The sequence below is a fragment of the Nonomuraea sp. NPDC054003 genome (genome assembly GCF_055585125.1).
Map to the genome: position 1 here is coordinate 956,435 of NZ_JBVJKR010000001.1, position 13,796 is coordinate 970,230.

Here is a 13,796-nt window from a genome sequence, read left to right on the forward strand (position 1 = left end):
ATGTAATGCTCGATGGTATGGGCAGGTATCTCGTCGAACCCTTCGACTCCAGCGACCGCTACGCCACCGAGCGCTACCAGGGAGCCGCGGGGCGCAACTGGTGGCGCTGCGACCCGTCGCTCCAGCTGCTCATGCGCCGCCACCTCGGCGACGGCTACGCCTGGGCCGAGCCGCACCTCGACCGCCTCGGCGCGCTCATGGGCGGCCCGATCGCCGCGCACGCGGAGGAGACCGACCGCAACCCGCCCCGGCTGGAGAAGTACGACAAATGGGGGCGTGACATCAGCGAGGTCGTCATGCCGCCCTCGTTCCACGCCGCCCGCGACGCGCTCATGGCCGACAACTTCACCTCCCCGGCCTTCGCCGAGCAGGCCCGCGCCCACGGCGCCGACCCGGCCGCGCTCGCCGCCGCCTGGACCTACCTGCTCGACCAGGCCGACATCGGCATGGGCTGCGCGCTCGGCACCGGCGGCGACATGGTCGTCTCGCTCGCCGAACGCCACGCGCCCGACGACGTCAAGCAACGGGTACGGGAGATCTTCGCCAACGGCGACTACTCCGGCGAAGCCGCCCAGATGTTCACCGAGCGGACCGGCGGCTCCGACCTGGCCGCCCTGGAGACCACCGCCGAGCCGTCCGGCGACGCCTGGTCGCTGACCGGACTGAAATGGTTCGCCTCCAACGCCAACGGGTCCGCGTTCGTGGTGCTGGCCAGGCACGAAGGCTCCGTGGCGCCGTTCCTGGTGCTGTGGGAGCGCCGCGACGGCACCCGCAACGGCGTGCGCATCAGACGGCTGAAGGACAAGCTCGGCACCCGCTCGGTCGCCTCGGCCGAGGTCGAGTTCAGCGGCGCCGAGGCGTTCCTGCTGGCCGGGCCCGGCTCCGGCTCCGGCCTCGGCACGATGATGAAGCTCACCAACGCCTCCAGGCTCGGCGTCGCCATGATGGGCGCGGGCATCGCCCGGCGCGCCCTGACCGAGTCGCTCTGCTACGCCCGCGCCCGCGAGGCGTTCGGCCGGCCGCTCGCCGACCAGCCCCTCATGCGCCGCAAGCTGGCCGAGCTCATCGTCGAGGTCGAGGCCGTCCAGGCGCTCGTCTTCGACGGCCACGTCGGGCCGCGGCTGCGCCTGGCCCCCGCCCTGATCAAGCTGCGCGCCGCCCGCCTCGGCCTCACCGCCGCCAGCGACGCCGTCGAGGTGCACGGCGGCAACGGCTACATCGAGCAGTGGCCGGTCGCCAGGCTGCTCCGCGACGCCCAGGTCAACCCCATCTGGGAGGGCGGCGACCACATCCTCTGCCTCGACGTCCGCCGGGCGATGCTGCGCGAGAACGCCCACGAGCCGTTCCTCGACCGCCTGGCCGCCGCCGTGGACCGGGCCCCCTCGGGCGACTGGTCCCTGGTACGCGGCCGCGTCGACGACCTGGGCAAGGCGATCACCGTCTGGTCCTCGCTCGACCCGGCCGTGGCCGAGGCCCGGCTCTACCCGCTGGCCCAGTTCATGGCCGACGTGTACGCCGCCGCGCTGCTGGTGGAGCAGGCGGGCTGGGAGGAGCGCGCGGGCCACGGCTCCCGCAAGGCCCTGGTCGCCCGCCTCTACGCCGACGCCCACCTCGCCGACCACGGACCTCTCCGCGGCCTCGACCGCCCCGCCGACGACCTGGACCACTTCGACACCCTCACCCGAGGAGCCTTCACCTTCTGACCACCCGCACTTCTGTTCGAACGGTCAGCGGGACCGGCGGCCCTTCTTCCGGCCGCCGGTCGCCGTCCCCCGGCGTCCGGAGCCGCGCTGGACCGGCTTCGCCGCCTCCCGCCGCGCCGGCTTCTCCGCCGAAGCCTGAGGCGCACGGCCCCGCGAGCTGTTCGCCGTGCGCCCGCGGACGATCCCGATGAAGTCCTCCACCAGGTCGGTCGTCGCGTCCGTGAGCCAGGCCAGCCCCACCCGCGACTGCGGCGCGCCGGGCACCGGCCGGTACGTGAGGTCCCTGCGATGGTGCAGCCGCGCCAGCGACTGCGGGACGACCAGCAGCCCCGCCCCGGCCGCCACCAGCCGGACCGCGTCCGCCGTCGTGGCCGGCCGCTCGAACGCGGGCCGCCCGGGGCGGACCGTCCACTCGATGGCGTCGTCCAGCGGGTGGAAGACCTCCTCGTCGGCCAGATCGGCGACGGTCACCTCGTCGGCCGCGGTCACCACGTGATCCTTCGGCACCACGACCACCGTGGTCTCCACGTACAGGGGAATCACGCTGAGCCCGTCACGGTCGACCGGCAACCGCACGAACCCCGCGTCGGCGCCTCCGCCGCGCAACAGGTCCACCACGTCGGCGGCGGCAGCCGGGACCAGGGTGAGCGGCACGTCGGGCACCCTCTCGGCCCAGACGCCGACCCATTTCGCCGGTGTCACGCCGGGCGGGTACGCCAGCCGGAACACCCCGCCGGTCTCCTCAAGAGTCACCCCGTCAGCGTACCGATGTGAGAAGGACCGGTTCCGCCTGACTACGCTGGACTCCATGACCACGCCCAAGCCCAAGACCACCCAGACGATGAAGCCCGCGACGGCGGCCAAGAAGCTGGGCATCCTCCTTTCGGCCACCCCCGCCGAGTTCCAGGAGGGCGTGGTCTCCCGGAGCGAGCTGAACGCGCTGCAGGCCTCACCTCCCGCCTGGCTCGCCGACCTGCGCCGCAACGGCCCCCACCCCAAGCAGGTCGTCGCCGCGAAGCTCGGGGTGTCCATCTCCGGCCTGATGAGAAACGGCATCACCGACCCGCTCACCACCGCCGAGATCGACGCGCTCAAGGCGGAGAACCCCGCGTGGCTGGAGCAGGAGCGCTCCACCCAGGCCGAGGTCCGCAAAGAGGCGCAGCGCCTCAAGCAGCGCTAGCCCGTCCAGTCCGGTCGCGGGGCTCGCCGTAGATCACGTCCGCTTGTATGCTGCGTGGCCCGACCTACACGAGGACGCCCATGTCGCTGGATGAGCTGCCGGCCGGACTTCACGAGGCCGAGGACGTCACTCGCCACTACGACCTGGTCGAGCGGGCCGCCGCCGAGGGACGGGCCGGAGAGCTGTACGAGCTGGCCCTGACCCTGCGCGCCGCCGAGCCCGGCTGGCAGCGCGACGCCGTCCTGCTCCACATCCAGCAGGCCCTGGCGCTGACCCCCGGCCCCGGCAACGCGGCCTGCGCCGTGCGCCTGGCCGCGACCGAGCAGCTCGACTCCCGGGTCCGCCTGGCCGCCGCCCAGCTCGCCTCCGCCCAGCCGGTGGACAACCTGCTGCCGCTGTACGAGGAGTACGAGCAGGCGCCGGAGCTGTTCGCGTGCCTGACGCAGGAGCTGGTGCTGCGTCACCCGGACATCGGCCAGCACGGCGCCGTCCGCCGGGTGACCGCCCATCTGGCGGACGCGAACCACCCTCTGGCCATCCTCCCGCCGGCCCTGCTGCCTTTCGAGGACGCCTTGGACCTGCCCTCGTACAGCCTGCGCGGGGCGTCGTACGCGATCCCGTTCGGTCCCGTCGAGCGGTCCGGCTTCCCGCGGCGGCCCGGCCACCAGATGCCGGCGGTGGAGCTGCTCGCGCCCGGCCTGCTCACTGCAGCCGTGGAGAACTGGGCGGAGGACTCCAACGGCCGGATCGAGGCGCGGGCGTTCCGGCTCGCGATGCCGGCCGAGCTGGACGCGGAGCTGCTGGAAGGGCTCGGGCTGACCTGCCTCGCCGGCGAGGGCGAGGTGACCGTGCGCGCCGCCACGCTGTCGGAGGTGATGCGGGTCCTGTTCGCGGCGGCGGCCACCGGCTCCGCCTACGGCAGCGGCCGGGGCGGCGCCTACGGCAGGCTGCTGGCCTGGCAGTCGATGACCGCCCTGGCGGGCGGCACCCGCGTCGAGGACGCCGCCGACCGCACCTGGGTCCTGTTCGACGCCTCGACCGCCTGGTTCTACCAGGTCGCCTGGGACGTCGGCATCGCCGCCCTCGACCCCGACCGCCTCCTGGTCCACGTCCTCGCCGCCACCGACACCGACTGAGACGCGGCCGAGCCGGTCTCCCGGTCAGTCGCCGCCGAAGCCGGCGCCACCGTCGGCGGCCTCGCACTGAGTTGGTATCCGCATCATCACCCAGGCGTGCCCAGTCGCAGGGTTCGCTTTCAACTCGGCGACCACTTATCGACGGTGCGTTGGTATCATCCCGACAGGGCGTCGGGAAAAGAGCCATGGCGCTACGGAGAAGGGCACCCCCATGCACATGATCATGAACCGCATCGACGTTCCCGCCGAGGACGCCAAGGCGTTCGAGGCCACCTTCATGGAGAGCATGCGCGCCACCCTCGCCGGCGTCCCCGGCCTGCGGCGCAGCTCCCTCCTGCGCCCCACGGAGGAAGGGCAGCCCTACGTGTCCACGATGGAGTTCGACTCCCGCGCGGACTTCATCGCCTGGCTGCGCTCCGACTCGTTCAAAGCCGCCCACTCCGACCGCGAGGCGCCGGGCATGGACACCACCTCCGCCATCGAGCAGTACGAGGAGATCGGGACGATCGAGACCTGACGCCGGCCACCGGGCTTCGGGGCCGCGCCCTGCCCTGGCCGCACGGCATCACGGGGTCGTGGAGCGACCCGCTTCTGCGGGGACATCCTGATACGCGAGTCTGGTGCAGTCGCTGTCCGGGCTCTCGGAGACGCGGATGACCGTGTCCAGACGATCACGGGTACGGGTCAACTCCGCGATCTGGGCATCGATGCGATCGCGTTCGGCGGCGAGCCGGGCACGGGTGGCCGGAGTGCTGACCTTGGATTCGACGCAGGGGAGCAGCTCGGCGATGGTCCGGCTGGACAGGCCGGCCGCGTACAGCATCTGGATCAGATGGACCCGGTCGGCCGCCGACTCGGGGTAGTGGCGCTGCCCGGAGCTGCTCCGGTGCGCCTCCAGCAGTCCCTGCTCCTCGTAGTAGCGCAGCGCCCGCACGCTGACGCCCGACCTCGCCGCCAGATCGCCGATCCGCACCATGACCTCCATCACAAGACTTGCCTCTGACGTCAACGTCAGGTCTTAGCGTATCCGCATGCAGATCAACGGAGCACATGTGCTGGTCACCGGGGCCAACCGCGGCCTGGGCCGGCAGTTCGTCCTGTCCCTCCTCGACCGCGGCGCCGGCAAGGTGTACGCCACCGCCCGTCGTCCCGACCTCATCGACGTGCCGGGAGTCGTCCCGCTGCGGCTGGACATCACCGATCCGGCATCGGTCGCCGACGCGGTGGCAGCGGCATCCGACGTCAAGATCGTCATCAACAACGCGGGAATCTCGACCGGGACGAATCTGGTCACCGGAGACCTGGACGCGATCCGCCGCGAGATGGACACCCACTTCTACGGCACTCTCCACGTGATCCGTGCCTTCGCGCCCCAACTCGCCGACGGCGCGATCCTCAACGTTCTGTCCGCCATCTCATGGTTCGCCTCCGCCGGTGCGGGCGCATACCACGCGGCGAAGGCCGCGGAGTGGGCGCTCACCAACAGCGCACGCCTGGAACTGGCCGGACAGCGCACCCTGGTCACGGGCCTGCACCTGGGCGCCGCCGACACCGACATGATGGCCTGGTACGACGGTGACAAGAGCGCTCCCGAGGCGATCGTCGCGGCGGCCCTCGACGGCATCGAGGCGCACCGGCCTGAAGTGCTCGCCGACGACTGGAGCCGCCAGGTGAAGGCATGGCTGTCCGAGGACCCCGATGTCATCTACCGGGAAGCGGCGGCCGCCCTCTCGGCCTGACCGCCCTCGCCCGGCTGGACGATCTTCCCTTTACTCTCGAATGAAAATTTCATAAGAACACAGAAACTTTCTTGTCAGAAGGTTCTTTAATCATCAATGATTGCTGAGTCAGAGGTTTCTGTGGAACAAGAACCAAGGGAGGCAGCCGTGAAAATCAGTCACCGCGCCGCCAGAGCGGCGCTCGGCGCGACGGCAGGACTGGCCATCGCCTTGGCCGGCAGCACCCCCGCTTCGGCGGCGACGTGGGACCTCATGGGGGAAAACCAAATCTGCATCAAACACGGCCACTCTCACTGGACATACTTCGTGGCCGCTGTCGTCGGCAGCTGGTCGTCGACCGTCCATGTCACAGTGGAGAATCTGCCCCCCGGGGCTGTCGTCACCCAGGCCGACGAAATCCCACCCGGCTCGAATCACACCAACTCGAACGGTTCGACAACGATCAACGGCTGGGTCTTCGCAGAGTTCGACCCGCTCCCGATCGGCGTCTACACGGCGCAGATGACGGCTTCGGACGGGACGCAAACCCTGTCCGACCCCGTCACCATCACCGTCAAGGAGCGCTGCTACTAAGCGCGCATTCGAAAAGCCTGCTCGGAACAGGGCAAAAGGTTTGCTCTATCCGCCGGTGTGCACCAGCCCTCGCATGGCGGAAAAGCCCGGCGGGAATGCTCGGCAACGTAGGCCACGTACCTGTACGGATGCGTTCCCCTGCGAAGGTGAGCAGATCAACTGTCCGCGGCTCCCCCATGGGCCGCGGACAGTGGATCGCTTCGCCACAAGCTCCTGCGGCTCGACGGAAGCACCGTTCTCCCTTTTCGGTGCACCACCTGAGAACGCTTCGACCCTGAGGGGGAATCGCCGGGAGTCGCATGGCCGTAACGTCAGAAGTCGAAGATGCCGTTCTTCGCGCCTGCCACTAACTTGGTCCAGACGGCCCGGCGGAGAACCCAGGGCAGGAGCAGCGGCTGTACGGGGAAGCCTTCCTGGCGCTCGAAGAGTTCGAACGCCAGGGTGCCGAACTGGGTGATCGAGCGGCCTCGCCGGCCCGCGACGGTCTCACCAGCGGCGCGCTGCGTCCTTCGGCGCGGCGCTGATCGGCAGGAACGGACTCGGCGTCCCGCTCCACGACACGTGCAACGACTCCCTCGCGGAAGACCCGCCACGCCGCGAACGGCTTCTCCAGGATGTCGGCCGGCCCCTGCGGCCCGGTGGCCAGCGTGATGTGGCTCATGGTGTTGGCGATCGCCATCTCCAGGCTCGGCTGGCCGACCTGATCGCCGCCGGGCCGTCGTTCGGCGACCATGTCCCGGTAGACCTCCTCGGGCGCGAAGCCCTCGGCGAGATACTGCAGCACCTCGAACTGGCCCTCCGGGAACAGGCTCGCGAAAGCCTCCGGCGCCGGGGTGGCGCTGTTGACGCTGACCCGGCGCTTCTTCGCCCACTCGTCGGCGTCGTCGTGCGGCAGGATGTTCAGCAGCAGGAAGACGTCGCTGCCAGCACCACACCTCGCCAGAAGCCGGTGATCCGTACGGTCCGGATGCGGGAGTCCTTCGCCTGTGCGACCGACTCCAGGTGCACGCCCTTCTTCCCATGGAGCTGGTTGACGGTGAGTTCCTGGAACCGCCGCATCACCTTGCGCACCCCCGCCTTGACGTCCTTCTCCAGGGCGTCATAGCTCTCCCAGAAGGTGCTGGCGAAGGCGAGCTGTGGCACGACGAGACCTCCTGGGGGAGTGAGTGGGGGATCACCAGGGTACGAGCGAGCCGCCTGTGGAGCCAGCCCTGAGCACTCGTCGCCGACTGATCCAGTCCTCCGGGCTCTATGTGCGACGGGCTTGGTCAGATGCCGATGATCTTGACCCGGTCGCCGCACAGCCGGGCCATGTCGTCGACATCGGATGTCAGCATGGCGACCGGACCCGGTTGGCGCAGAGCTACTTCAGCGACCGTCCCGTCGATCGCGTGCCGGTGGCCGTGCAGCCCTGCGGTTTTGAGCAACTTCGCGGACACTTTCGCCGTGCCCTGGGTCACCGGCTCAACCTTCACCCGGGAGAGCATCCACTGCAGTCGGGACATGTTCACCCGGGCGTGGCTGACTTCGACGATGGTGTTGGCCCCGATGACGAAGTCGGCACCCATGGTGTGGAACACCTGCAACATCGCGAGGATCTTACGGTCCTCCGCGATCCAGGCGGACAGGCCCTGACAGTCCAGGACGACGGTCTCGACACGTTTGATCACGACGGGTCCGCCGCGCCGTCGTGGTCGGAGGACCCGAAGATCCTGGCGCGAGCGCGAGCCAGTTCCTCATCGGTGAACTCCCCGTGCTCTTCCTGGTGACGCCGCAGGTCTTCGCCGAGGAGTTGGTGCCGCAACTGGCGTGCCACCGCCTCGGCGACGTAGCCGGAGACGTTGTCGGTGAGCTTTCTGAGCTCGGTCACCTGATCGCTCGGCAAGGTCACAGTGATACGTGTCGTGTCCGCCATAGGGCAAGCATACTGCGGTATGCGGATAGGTGTGCTGAAGCTGTCTGAAGGAACGGCGAACCTTTGCGAGCACCGACTACGTACAGCATGGCGTCTGCGGCTGGGAGTCGGAAATGACCATGCTGTTCTGTTATGCGGCACCTATAGAGACCCCTGGGCCGGGGGATAATCCGGCTGTTCTCGACCGTGCCGGAGATTATTGATGACGACCCCGTCGCCGAATCCTCGGCCGTCACCCGAGCGGCCGCCGGACAAGCCCCAGGCACGCACCGAGAAAGGCCCGGCGGAGCCTTCCCGGACCCCACCGGCGGTCGCGCAGCCGCCCGATTGGGAGTATTCGGGGATCGACCCGGAACTGATGCACGCGTTCGAGCGCGATCTCGGCCAGGCGGAGAGCACGCTCGGCAGGCACGAACCGCGGATCCGCCGCACCCTGGAAGACCTCGATCTGGACACCTCACGGCTGAACGCGCTGCGGGAACTGGGCAACTGGATCGGCGCCAAGCGGCCGGGACTGCGCCGCCGCAACGAGACCATCCAGGCGGCGAAACCGGAGTGGGGCGCGGTGGGGGCCGGCGGGCTGGCGCCGTTCGACGAGCACCTGTACAGCGCCGCCTCCAGCCAGCCGGATGTGTACGCGGCGGCACTCAAGCTGCGTGAGGTCGACCGTAACGGCGAAGTTGACGAGAAGACCGTCGCCGAGCTGGAGAAACGGGCGGGCGACGCAGGATTCGCCACCTCCCTGATGTACGCGCTCGGGACGGAGAAGTTCCGCCACCTCACGGCGGCGCTGGTCTACCACAAGGACGAGCGGAGGCAGCGATTACAGGCGGCGCTGGGCAAGACGCTCGGCGCGGCCAGCCCGCGGCTGAGCGAGTCATGGCGGAAGGAACTGCTCGACCATCTGCGTGTGCCGGTGGATCAGCACGCGCTCGCGGCGGTGCTCCCGTACGGGAAGTTCAGCCGGGACTTCCTGGTGGCCGCCGCCAAAACGCTTGAGGGCCTGGACCGGAAGACCTGGAACGAGAAGCCAGCGACCGGCATTCCGCACGATCCGATGATCGGGGTCATGAAGGCGCTCGCCAACCACCCCAAGGCAGCCCAGGACGTCTTCGTCGGCGACCCCGGCATCATGAAGCGGTACGTCACCGAACGGCGGATGCATGACGACGGGGCGGCGTTCGGGGCGGCGCTGGAAGCGGCGACGATGACCTACCGCGACCGCGACGGCTCACCCCAGGAACCGTCGCCGGGATTCATCTCGGCCAAGATCGCCTCGGATTTCATCCGCTGGGAAACCGAGCGCGTTCTGGATAACCCCGACGAGCCTTCCTTCGCCACCACTGGCGCCGCGGCACGCATCATCAGCGCCTACATCAGTGATGTCAATCGGGTCGCAGAGACGCCGAAGTCCCAGGCCACCTCCAGTGTTTACGGCGGCCTTCGTGATCATCTGACTTCAGCTGATCAAGTTTGGGGTGCACAGTTCGACAGAAGTGGCCTTCTCAAAGTGATGCAGAACCTTTTCACGCATGATCCGGAGACGGTGGCGATAATCACGGCGGCCCAGATCGCATGGTCGAGGAGCATGCTCGACTACGGTGCTGCGCAAGCGGCCGCCGGTAAAACCACGTCAGCGTTCCTGGCTAATATCCGGGAGACTGGAGCAGGCCTCGGACTGATAGTCGACGCAAGCGGGCTCGCTGAAATCGAGCGCGGTGCCAAACTGGATGAGACTCAGGAGCGTAAAGTGAAGCTGTTCATGGCGGCGGTCAACACGGCGCTGGCCATCCCCCAGACTGCTGCATGGGCGATCACGTCAACCGCCTTGGGCTCCTGGACTGGCTTGATCGAGAGTGCGGTGGCCAAGACCGATATGAATAAAGATCGGGCCGCACACGAGGCCAACGTCGGTGACAGCGAGGCCCTGTATCTGCACGATCAGCTGATTGCCGACGCCATGCTCAGGCATGGGTTGTTCGGCAAGAGCGATCCTCCTGCTCCCACGCATCCGTGGGGGTCTCTGCAAGAGCTAGGTAAAGGAGAAGATCCCCGTAAGTCGCCGAACAATTTCCTGAAGGATGACGGAAACTCTCTCATGACGCAGCAGGAGATGGCCCCATATGCGGGAGATATTCTGCCTCGGCTAGATGCATACAAGAGATGGCTCTACGATGGTCTCGCCGGCGGCGCATGGAACGAAGCGCGCGACGAGTCGCGTTCAGGATTCCGGGAAGGCAGGCCAGAATATCCATGACAAGGAAGCGTTTCCGCATCATCGGTGTCCTGTTGTCCGGCGTGATGATCCTACTCACTTCCTGTCAGCAGCAAGAAAGCCCGCCGCCGGTCGACAAGGCGCCGCTTCCGGCGGTGGCCGCTTCGCCATATGTGTGCGACTTCGTACCACTCGATGCGGTGCGGCTGATGACAGGTATACGTGACCCGATAGTCTCGGGCGGCTTCGACATGACTGTGGGGGAAAAGCTTGACGGGGTCAAGTACGGGACGGGCTCGTGCCGTGTCTATCAGCCGACCGGGGACAAGCTGAAAGTGCTGCAGATAAGTCTTTCTCCAGCGGGAGGAGAACAGGCGGTCGAGTGGGAGATCAGCCAAGGGTCCCAGCGGCTCCCGGAGATCGTTCCTGGTGCGGTCGGCTATTACGGGCAGAACGGCAGCGCTGACAACACCCAGGCGGCGGCGATACTGGTGCATGGGTTCGACCGGGTCATCGTGGACCTGATCCAGGGCGTCAAGGGGCGGGACAATGCCGCCGACGTGGTGGCCATGATGAAGCTGGTGGCGCCGAAGCTGATCCTCGACGCGACACCGGCTCCCGAGAAGACGAAGGACTGAGCCGATGGCCGCGATGGTGCGGAACCCGCTGTACGAGGCGCTCCAGCAGGCCGTCAGCATCATCGGCCCGATGATCGAGCAGATCAACGCGGACGTCGACCGTCCTGGCCGGATGTTCCACTCGGGCAAGGTCTGGACCGGGCCGACCGCCAAGCAGTTCGACGCCCAGCTCGCCCAGTTCAGCTCCCGAGCCCGTACTTCGGGGCAGGCGATCGTGGACGAGCTGCGTCAGGTCCTCAGCCGTACGCCGAGCGAGGTGACCGAGGAGGAGGCTGCTTCGATCAGGCAGAAGTACAGGCTCGCCTGAGTTCGGGTGTCGGCCCCCAGTGTGTCGCTGAGGGCCGCTGACCCTAGAAGTCGAAGATGCCGTTCTTCGCGCCGGCGACGAACTTGTCCCAGACGGCTCGGCGGAGCACCCAGGGTTCGGTGTCTGGTTGCTCGGTGTCACGCAAGGCGACGCGGCCGTCGGACAGGTGCTTGGCTTCCAGGCATTCGCCTCCCTGGCCACTCGATGCGGTGACCCAGCCCGTAGGGTCCGAGATTTCCCTGGCGATGTCTTCGCTTAACTTCACGACGTCACTCTCTCCTTGATCCGCTGCATTGACAGGTACTCGGGAAGCGCGGCCTTACGCACGCATTCGAGCCGGCGTACGAGTCGCTTGATCTCGTCGGGTTTGTCGACAACGCGACCGTGGAGGGCTGATTCGACGTATCCGGCGATTGGCACGCCATCCTCCTGGGCCAGAACGATCGGCCCCACCAGCGCCGCCGTACATAGGGCCTCGTACGGGATGAGTTGGACGTTGAACCAGTTGTTCTCGGCCATGGTGATCAGATGCTCAAGCTGGCGTCGGATCACGGAGCCGTCTCCAATCGGACGATACAGGATGCCTTCGTCCATGACTGCGAGGTATTGAGGCGGTGTGGGGCGGTCGAAGATGGTTTGCCGTTCCAGCCGGGCCTGGATGGCCTCCTCGACCTGCTGGGGTGTCGCGTCCGGCTCTCCCTCGAAGACGGCGCGAGCGTACTCCTCGGTCTGCGCCAGCCCCGGCACGATGAGCGGCGCGACGCTGACGATCTGATCGGCTCGTCGCTCGATGGGTGGCCACTGCCGATACCACTCCGGAACTCGGCTCCCGCTGATGGCAGGCCAGTAGGTGAGGAGAACGCCCTCCAGCCCCAGTGCCTTCTCGCAGAGCTCGATCAACTCGCGGGTTGGATTCTCATCACCGCGTTCCACATTGCCGATACGGCTCTGGCTGTAGCCGATGCGTTGGGCGAGTTGCGCTTGAGTCAATTTAGCCGCATATCTGTGTTTTCGTAGTTCGGCACCAAAACGTGCTGTCGGGCCGGCGGTTGGATCGAGCTCTTTCGGTGCTGGCATCTCTGCTCCCGTTACCAGGTCTATCCCAGGTCTTCTGGGTTGGTAACAGTCGAAGTCTGGGATCGCTCTGGGAATGTTTCCGCAGACAATGTAGCGCTTAGCAGGCAGTGTGTGGAGTGCCGCAAGGAAACTGGTTCAGCAACCGGTCATATAACAGCACTCCGCAAGGTCATCGCTGGTATGTATACCTATACGAATGAGGCATTGATGATCAATAAGGCTAGGCTTGGTATGCGGATCATCGGCGACATGCGATTTCCTGGACGTCCAGAAATCATGAGTGATGTCCGCATTTACGTGACGCGATGGCTCGTAGTCGAACTGCCCGAAGCGGCTGACGGTGGAGGGTTGCTGGACGACCTGCGTCTTCTCGCGACCGAACTCGCCGTAAACACGATAAAGCACACCATCTCCGGACGATGGAGCAGAGGCTCATTTCGAGTTCGCATGTGGCTCGGCGCGGGGCGAGTCCGGGTCGAGGTGACAGACCAGGGGTGGTGGTCCGGGCCGCGACTTCGCGACGACCCGGGTGGGTCTGGCGGGCGCGGGCTGCAGATCCTTGGGGCCGTTGCCAAGAAATGGGGAGTGAAGAGGCGCTGGTTTGGCCGGGCCGTGTGGTTCGAGCTTCCCGTCTCTCCCCCAGGGGCCGCGCACACGGCCTACCTGGATTCGCCGTACTGGACAGGTACGAGACCGGCTCCTCCTGATGCGGGCCCCATCCGCGATTCTGCCGGGGCCCGCGTCGGCATCGCTCCTCAGAACCACGTCGAGATCGTCGAAAGGAGTGCGTGACGTGCAGATCGTCCACGACTTCCACGGCCCGCACGTCGAGCCGCCGATAGTCGGACACGTCAAGCTCACCTGGCACGAGCCGACGCCTCGGACACCACGCGTTCGGGTGATCTTGCATACCTGTGAGTGCCGCGAAACGACGTACGAACTCTGCGCTGCCGGCGGCCAAGCCTTCGTCCGCCGTACAGACCGCGCGGAGCAGACCGTCCGCGAAACCTCGTGGACGGTGACCGCGATCGCCGTACGGCTTTTCGCCCAGATCCTTCGCGGAGAAGCGAGCTGATACCCATGTGGAGATGCGGAGAACAAGTCGTCAGCCGCACGAGAGATATTCGAGCATCTCCGCTATCTCCTGTGTCTCCTCGTGGCCTAATCCGTAGAGGACCTGGAGGTCGTCGAACAATGGTCTCAGCACCTCGCATGCTGCAGTGACCCTTTTTCATCCTCAGGCGGCTTGAGCAACGCGGTGGTTCTGAAGGACGGCAATGGCCTTGCAGAGATGGCCGGCCTTGCTCGGGCTG

The 13,796-nt window shown here is 67.1% G+C and carries 19 protein-coding genes; 11 read left to right on the plus strand and 8 right to left on the minus strand.

The genetic code is table 11. The features are described 5' to 3' along the window. The first annotated feature begins 17 nt into the window (after positions 1-17). Positions 18-1,703, plus strand: a complete 1,686-nt coding sequence (locus tag ACZ6YG_RS04045) for an acyl-CoA dehydrogenase family protein (RefSeq protein ID WP_466017154.1) — start codon at positions 18-20, stop codon at positions 1,701-1,703. 24 nt (positions 1,704-1,727) lie between these two features. Here ACZ6YG_RS04045 and ACZ6YG_RS04050 read toward each other — a convergent pair whose 3' ends face one another. Beyond that, positions 1,728-2,456 (minus strand): LysR substrate-binding domain-containing protein, encoded by a 729-nt coding sequence (locus ACZ6YG_RS04050; RefSeq protein ID WP_466017155.1) that lies wholly within the window; start codon positions 2,454-2,456, stop codon positions 1,728-1,730. A 55-nt stretch (positions 2,457-2,511) separates the two neighbouring features. On the opposite strand from ACZ6YG_RS04050, the gene ACZ6YG_RS04055 reads away from it, so the two are divergent. The 3 genes from ACZ6YG_RS04055 (at position 2,512) to ACZ6YG_RS04065 (ending at position 4,536) form a co-directional block, all read left to right on the plus strand. Continuing rightward, a complete protein-coding gene (locus ACZ6YG_RS04055; RefSeq protein ID WP_148030630.1) occupies positions 2,512-2,883 on the plus strand; it encodes a DUF5997 family protein in 372 nt (123 codons plus the stop codon). Between the two features lie 80 nt (positions 2,884-2,963). Then, complete coding sequence (locus ACZ6YG_RS04060; protein WP_466017156.1) at positions 2,964-4,019, plus strand: DUF6183 family protein; 1,056 nt, start codon at positions 2,964-2,966, stop codon at positions 4,017-4,019. 223 nt (positions 4,020-4,242) lie between these two features. Beyond that, a complete protein-coding gene (locus ACZ6YG_RS04065) occupies positions 4,243-4,536 on the plus strand; it encodes an antibiotic biosynthesis monooxygenase family protein (RefSeq protein ID WP_261808446.1) in 294 nt (97 codons plus the stop codon). 48 nt (positions 4,537-4,584) lie between these two features. Here ACZ6YG_RS04065 and ACZ6YG_RS04070 read toward each other — a convergent pair whose 3' ends face one another. Continuing rightward, the gene (locus tag ACZ6YG_RS04070; RefSeq protein ID WP_219547655.1) at positions 4,585-4,992 is read right to left on the minus strand and encodes a MerR family transcriptional regulator; all 408 of its coding nucleotides are present in this window, start codon (positions 4,990-4,992) and stop codon (positions 4,585-4,587) included. A 58-nt stretch (positions 4,993-5,050) separates the two neighbouring features. Between ACZ6YG_RS04070 and ACZ6YG_RS04075 the strand changes: the two genes are divergently transcribed. Then, positions 5,051-5,758 carry an SDR family oxidoreductase gene (locus tag ACZ6YG_RS04075; protein WP_466017157.1) on the plus strand — a complete coding sequence of 236 codons (708 nt, stop codon included), beginning with the start codon at positions 5,051-5,053 and terminating at the stop codon, positions 5,756-5,758. A 147-nt stretch (positions 5,759-5,905) separates the two neighbouring features. Next, positions 5,906-6,331 (plus strand): DUF5980 family protein, encoded by a 426-nt coding sequence (locus ACZ6YG_RS04080; protein ID WP_148030634.1) that lies wholly within the window; start codon positions 5,906-5,908, stop codon positions 6,329-6,331. 346 nt (positions 6,332-6,677) lie between these two features. Here the strand turns inward: ACZ6YG_RS04080 and ACZ6YG_RS04085 are convergent, their stop codons facing one another. The 4 genes from ACZ6YG_RS04085 to ACZ6YG_RS04100 form a co-directional block, all read right to left on the minus strand. Then, entirely contained in the window at positions 6,678-7,115 is a 438-nt protein-coding gene (locus tag ACZ6YG_RS04085; RefSeq protein ID WP_148030635.1) for a hypothetical protein, read from the minus strand. Positions 7,116-7,231: 116 nt separating this feature from the next. Next, a complete protein-coding gene (locus tag ACZ6YG_RS04090; protein WP_148030636.1) occupies positions 7,232-7,474 on the minus strand; it encodes a hypothetical protein in 243 nt (80 codons plus the stop codon). A gap of 125 nt (positions 7,475-7,599) precedes the next feature. Beyond that, positions 7,600-8,001: a DNA-binding protein gene (locus ACZ6YG_RS04095; protein WP_466017158.1), complete on the minus strand. Its 402-nt coding sequence runs from the start codon at positions 7,999-8,001 to the stop codon at positions 7,600-7,602. Further along, a complete protein-coding gene (locus ACZ6YG_RS04100) occupies positions 7,998-8,201 on the minus strand; it encodes a hypothetical protein (protein WP_397197448.1) in 204 nt (67 codons plus the stop codon). The genes ACZ6YG_RS04095 and ACZ6YG_RS04100 overlap by 4 nt, the downstream gene beginning before the upstream one ends. 247 nt (positions 8,202-8,448) lie before the next feature. On the opposite strand from ACZ6YG_RS04100, the gene ACZ6YG_RS04105 reads away from it, so the two are divergent. Genes ACZ6YG_RS04105 through ACZ6YG_RS04115 form a run of 3 tightly spaced genes read left to right on the plus strand, consistent with a single transcriptional unit; the run spans position 8,449 to position 11,406 of the window. After that, positions 8,449-10,503 (plus strand): hypothetical protein, encoded by a 2,055-nt coding sequence (locus tag ACZ6YG_RS04105; protein ID WP_466017159.1) that lies wholly within the window; start codon positions 8,449-8,451, stop codon positions 10,501-10,503. After that, positions 10,500-11,099, plus strand: coding sequence for a hypothetical protein (locus tag ACZ6YG_RS04110; RefSeq protein ID WP_466017160.1), 600 nt, complete (start codon positions 10,500-10,502; stop codon positions 11,097-11,099). The genes ACZ6YG_RS04105 and ACZ6YG_RS04110 overlap by 4 nt, the downstream gene beginning before the upstream one ends. 4 nt (positions 11,100-11,103) lie before the next feature. Then, on the plus strand, positions 11,104-11,406 hold the full coding sequence (locus tag ACZ6YG_RS04115; protein ID WP_466017161.1) for a hypothetical protein: 303 nt from the start codon (positions 11,104-11,106) through the stop codon (positions 11,404-11,406). Positions 11,407-11,449: 43 nt separating this feature from the next. Here the strand turns inward: ACZ6YG_RS04115 and ACZ6YG_RS04120 are convergent, their stop codons facing one another. Both ACZ6YG_RS04120 and ACZ6YG_RS04125 read right to left on the minus strand, forming a co-directional pair. Then, the gene (locus tag ACZ6YG_RS04120; protein ID WP_466017162.1) at positions 11,450-11,671 is read right to left on the minus strand and encodes a DUF397 domain-containing protein; all 222 of its coding nucleotides are present in this window, start codon (positions 11,669-11,671) and stop codon (positions 11,450-11,452) included. Beyond that, a complete protein-coding gene (locus ACZ6YG_RS04125) occupies positions 11,668-12,483 on the minus strand; it encodes a helix-turn-helix domain-containing protein (RefSeq protein WP_466017163.1) in 816 nt (271 codons plus the stop codon). The genes ACZ6YG_RS04120 and ACZ6YG_RS04125 overlap by 4 nt, the downstream gene beginning before the upstream one ends. Before the next feature lie 249 nt (positions 12,484-12,732). On the opposite strand from ACZ6YG_RS04125, the gene ACZ6YG_RS04130 reads away from it, so the two are divergent. Both ACZ6YG_RS04130 and ACZ6YG_RS04135 read left to right on the plus strand, forming a co-directional pair. Next, entirely contained in the window at positions 12,733-13,275 is a 543-nt protein-coding gene (locus ACZ6YG_RS04130; protein WP_466017176.1) for an ATP-binding protein, read from the plus strand. Position 13,276: 1 nt separating this feature from the next. Continuing rightward, the gene (locus ACZ6YG_RS04135; protein WP_466017164.1) at positions 13,277-13,558 is read left to right on the plus strand and encodes a hypothetical protein; all 282 of its coding nucleotides are present in this window, start codon (positions 13,277-13,279) and stop codon (positions 13,556-13,558) included. Positions 13,559-13,796 lie beyond the last annotated feature (238 nt).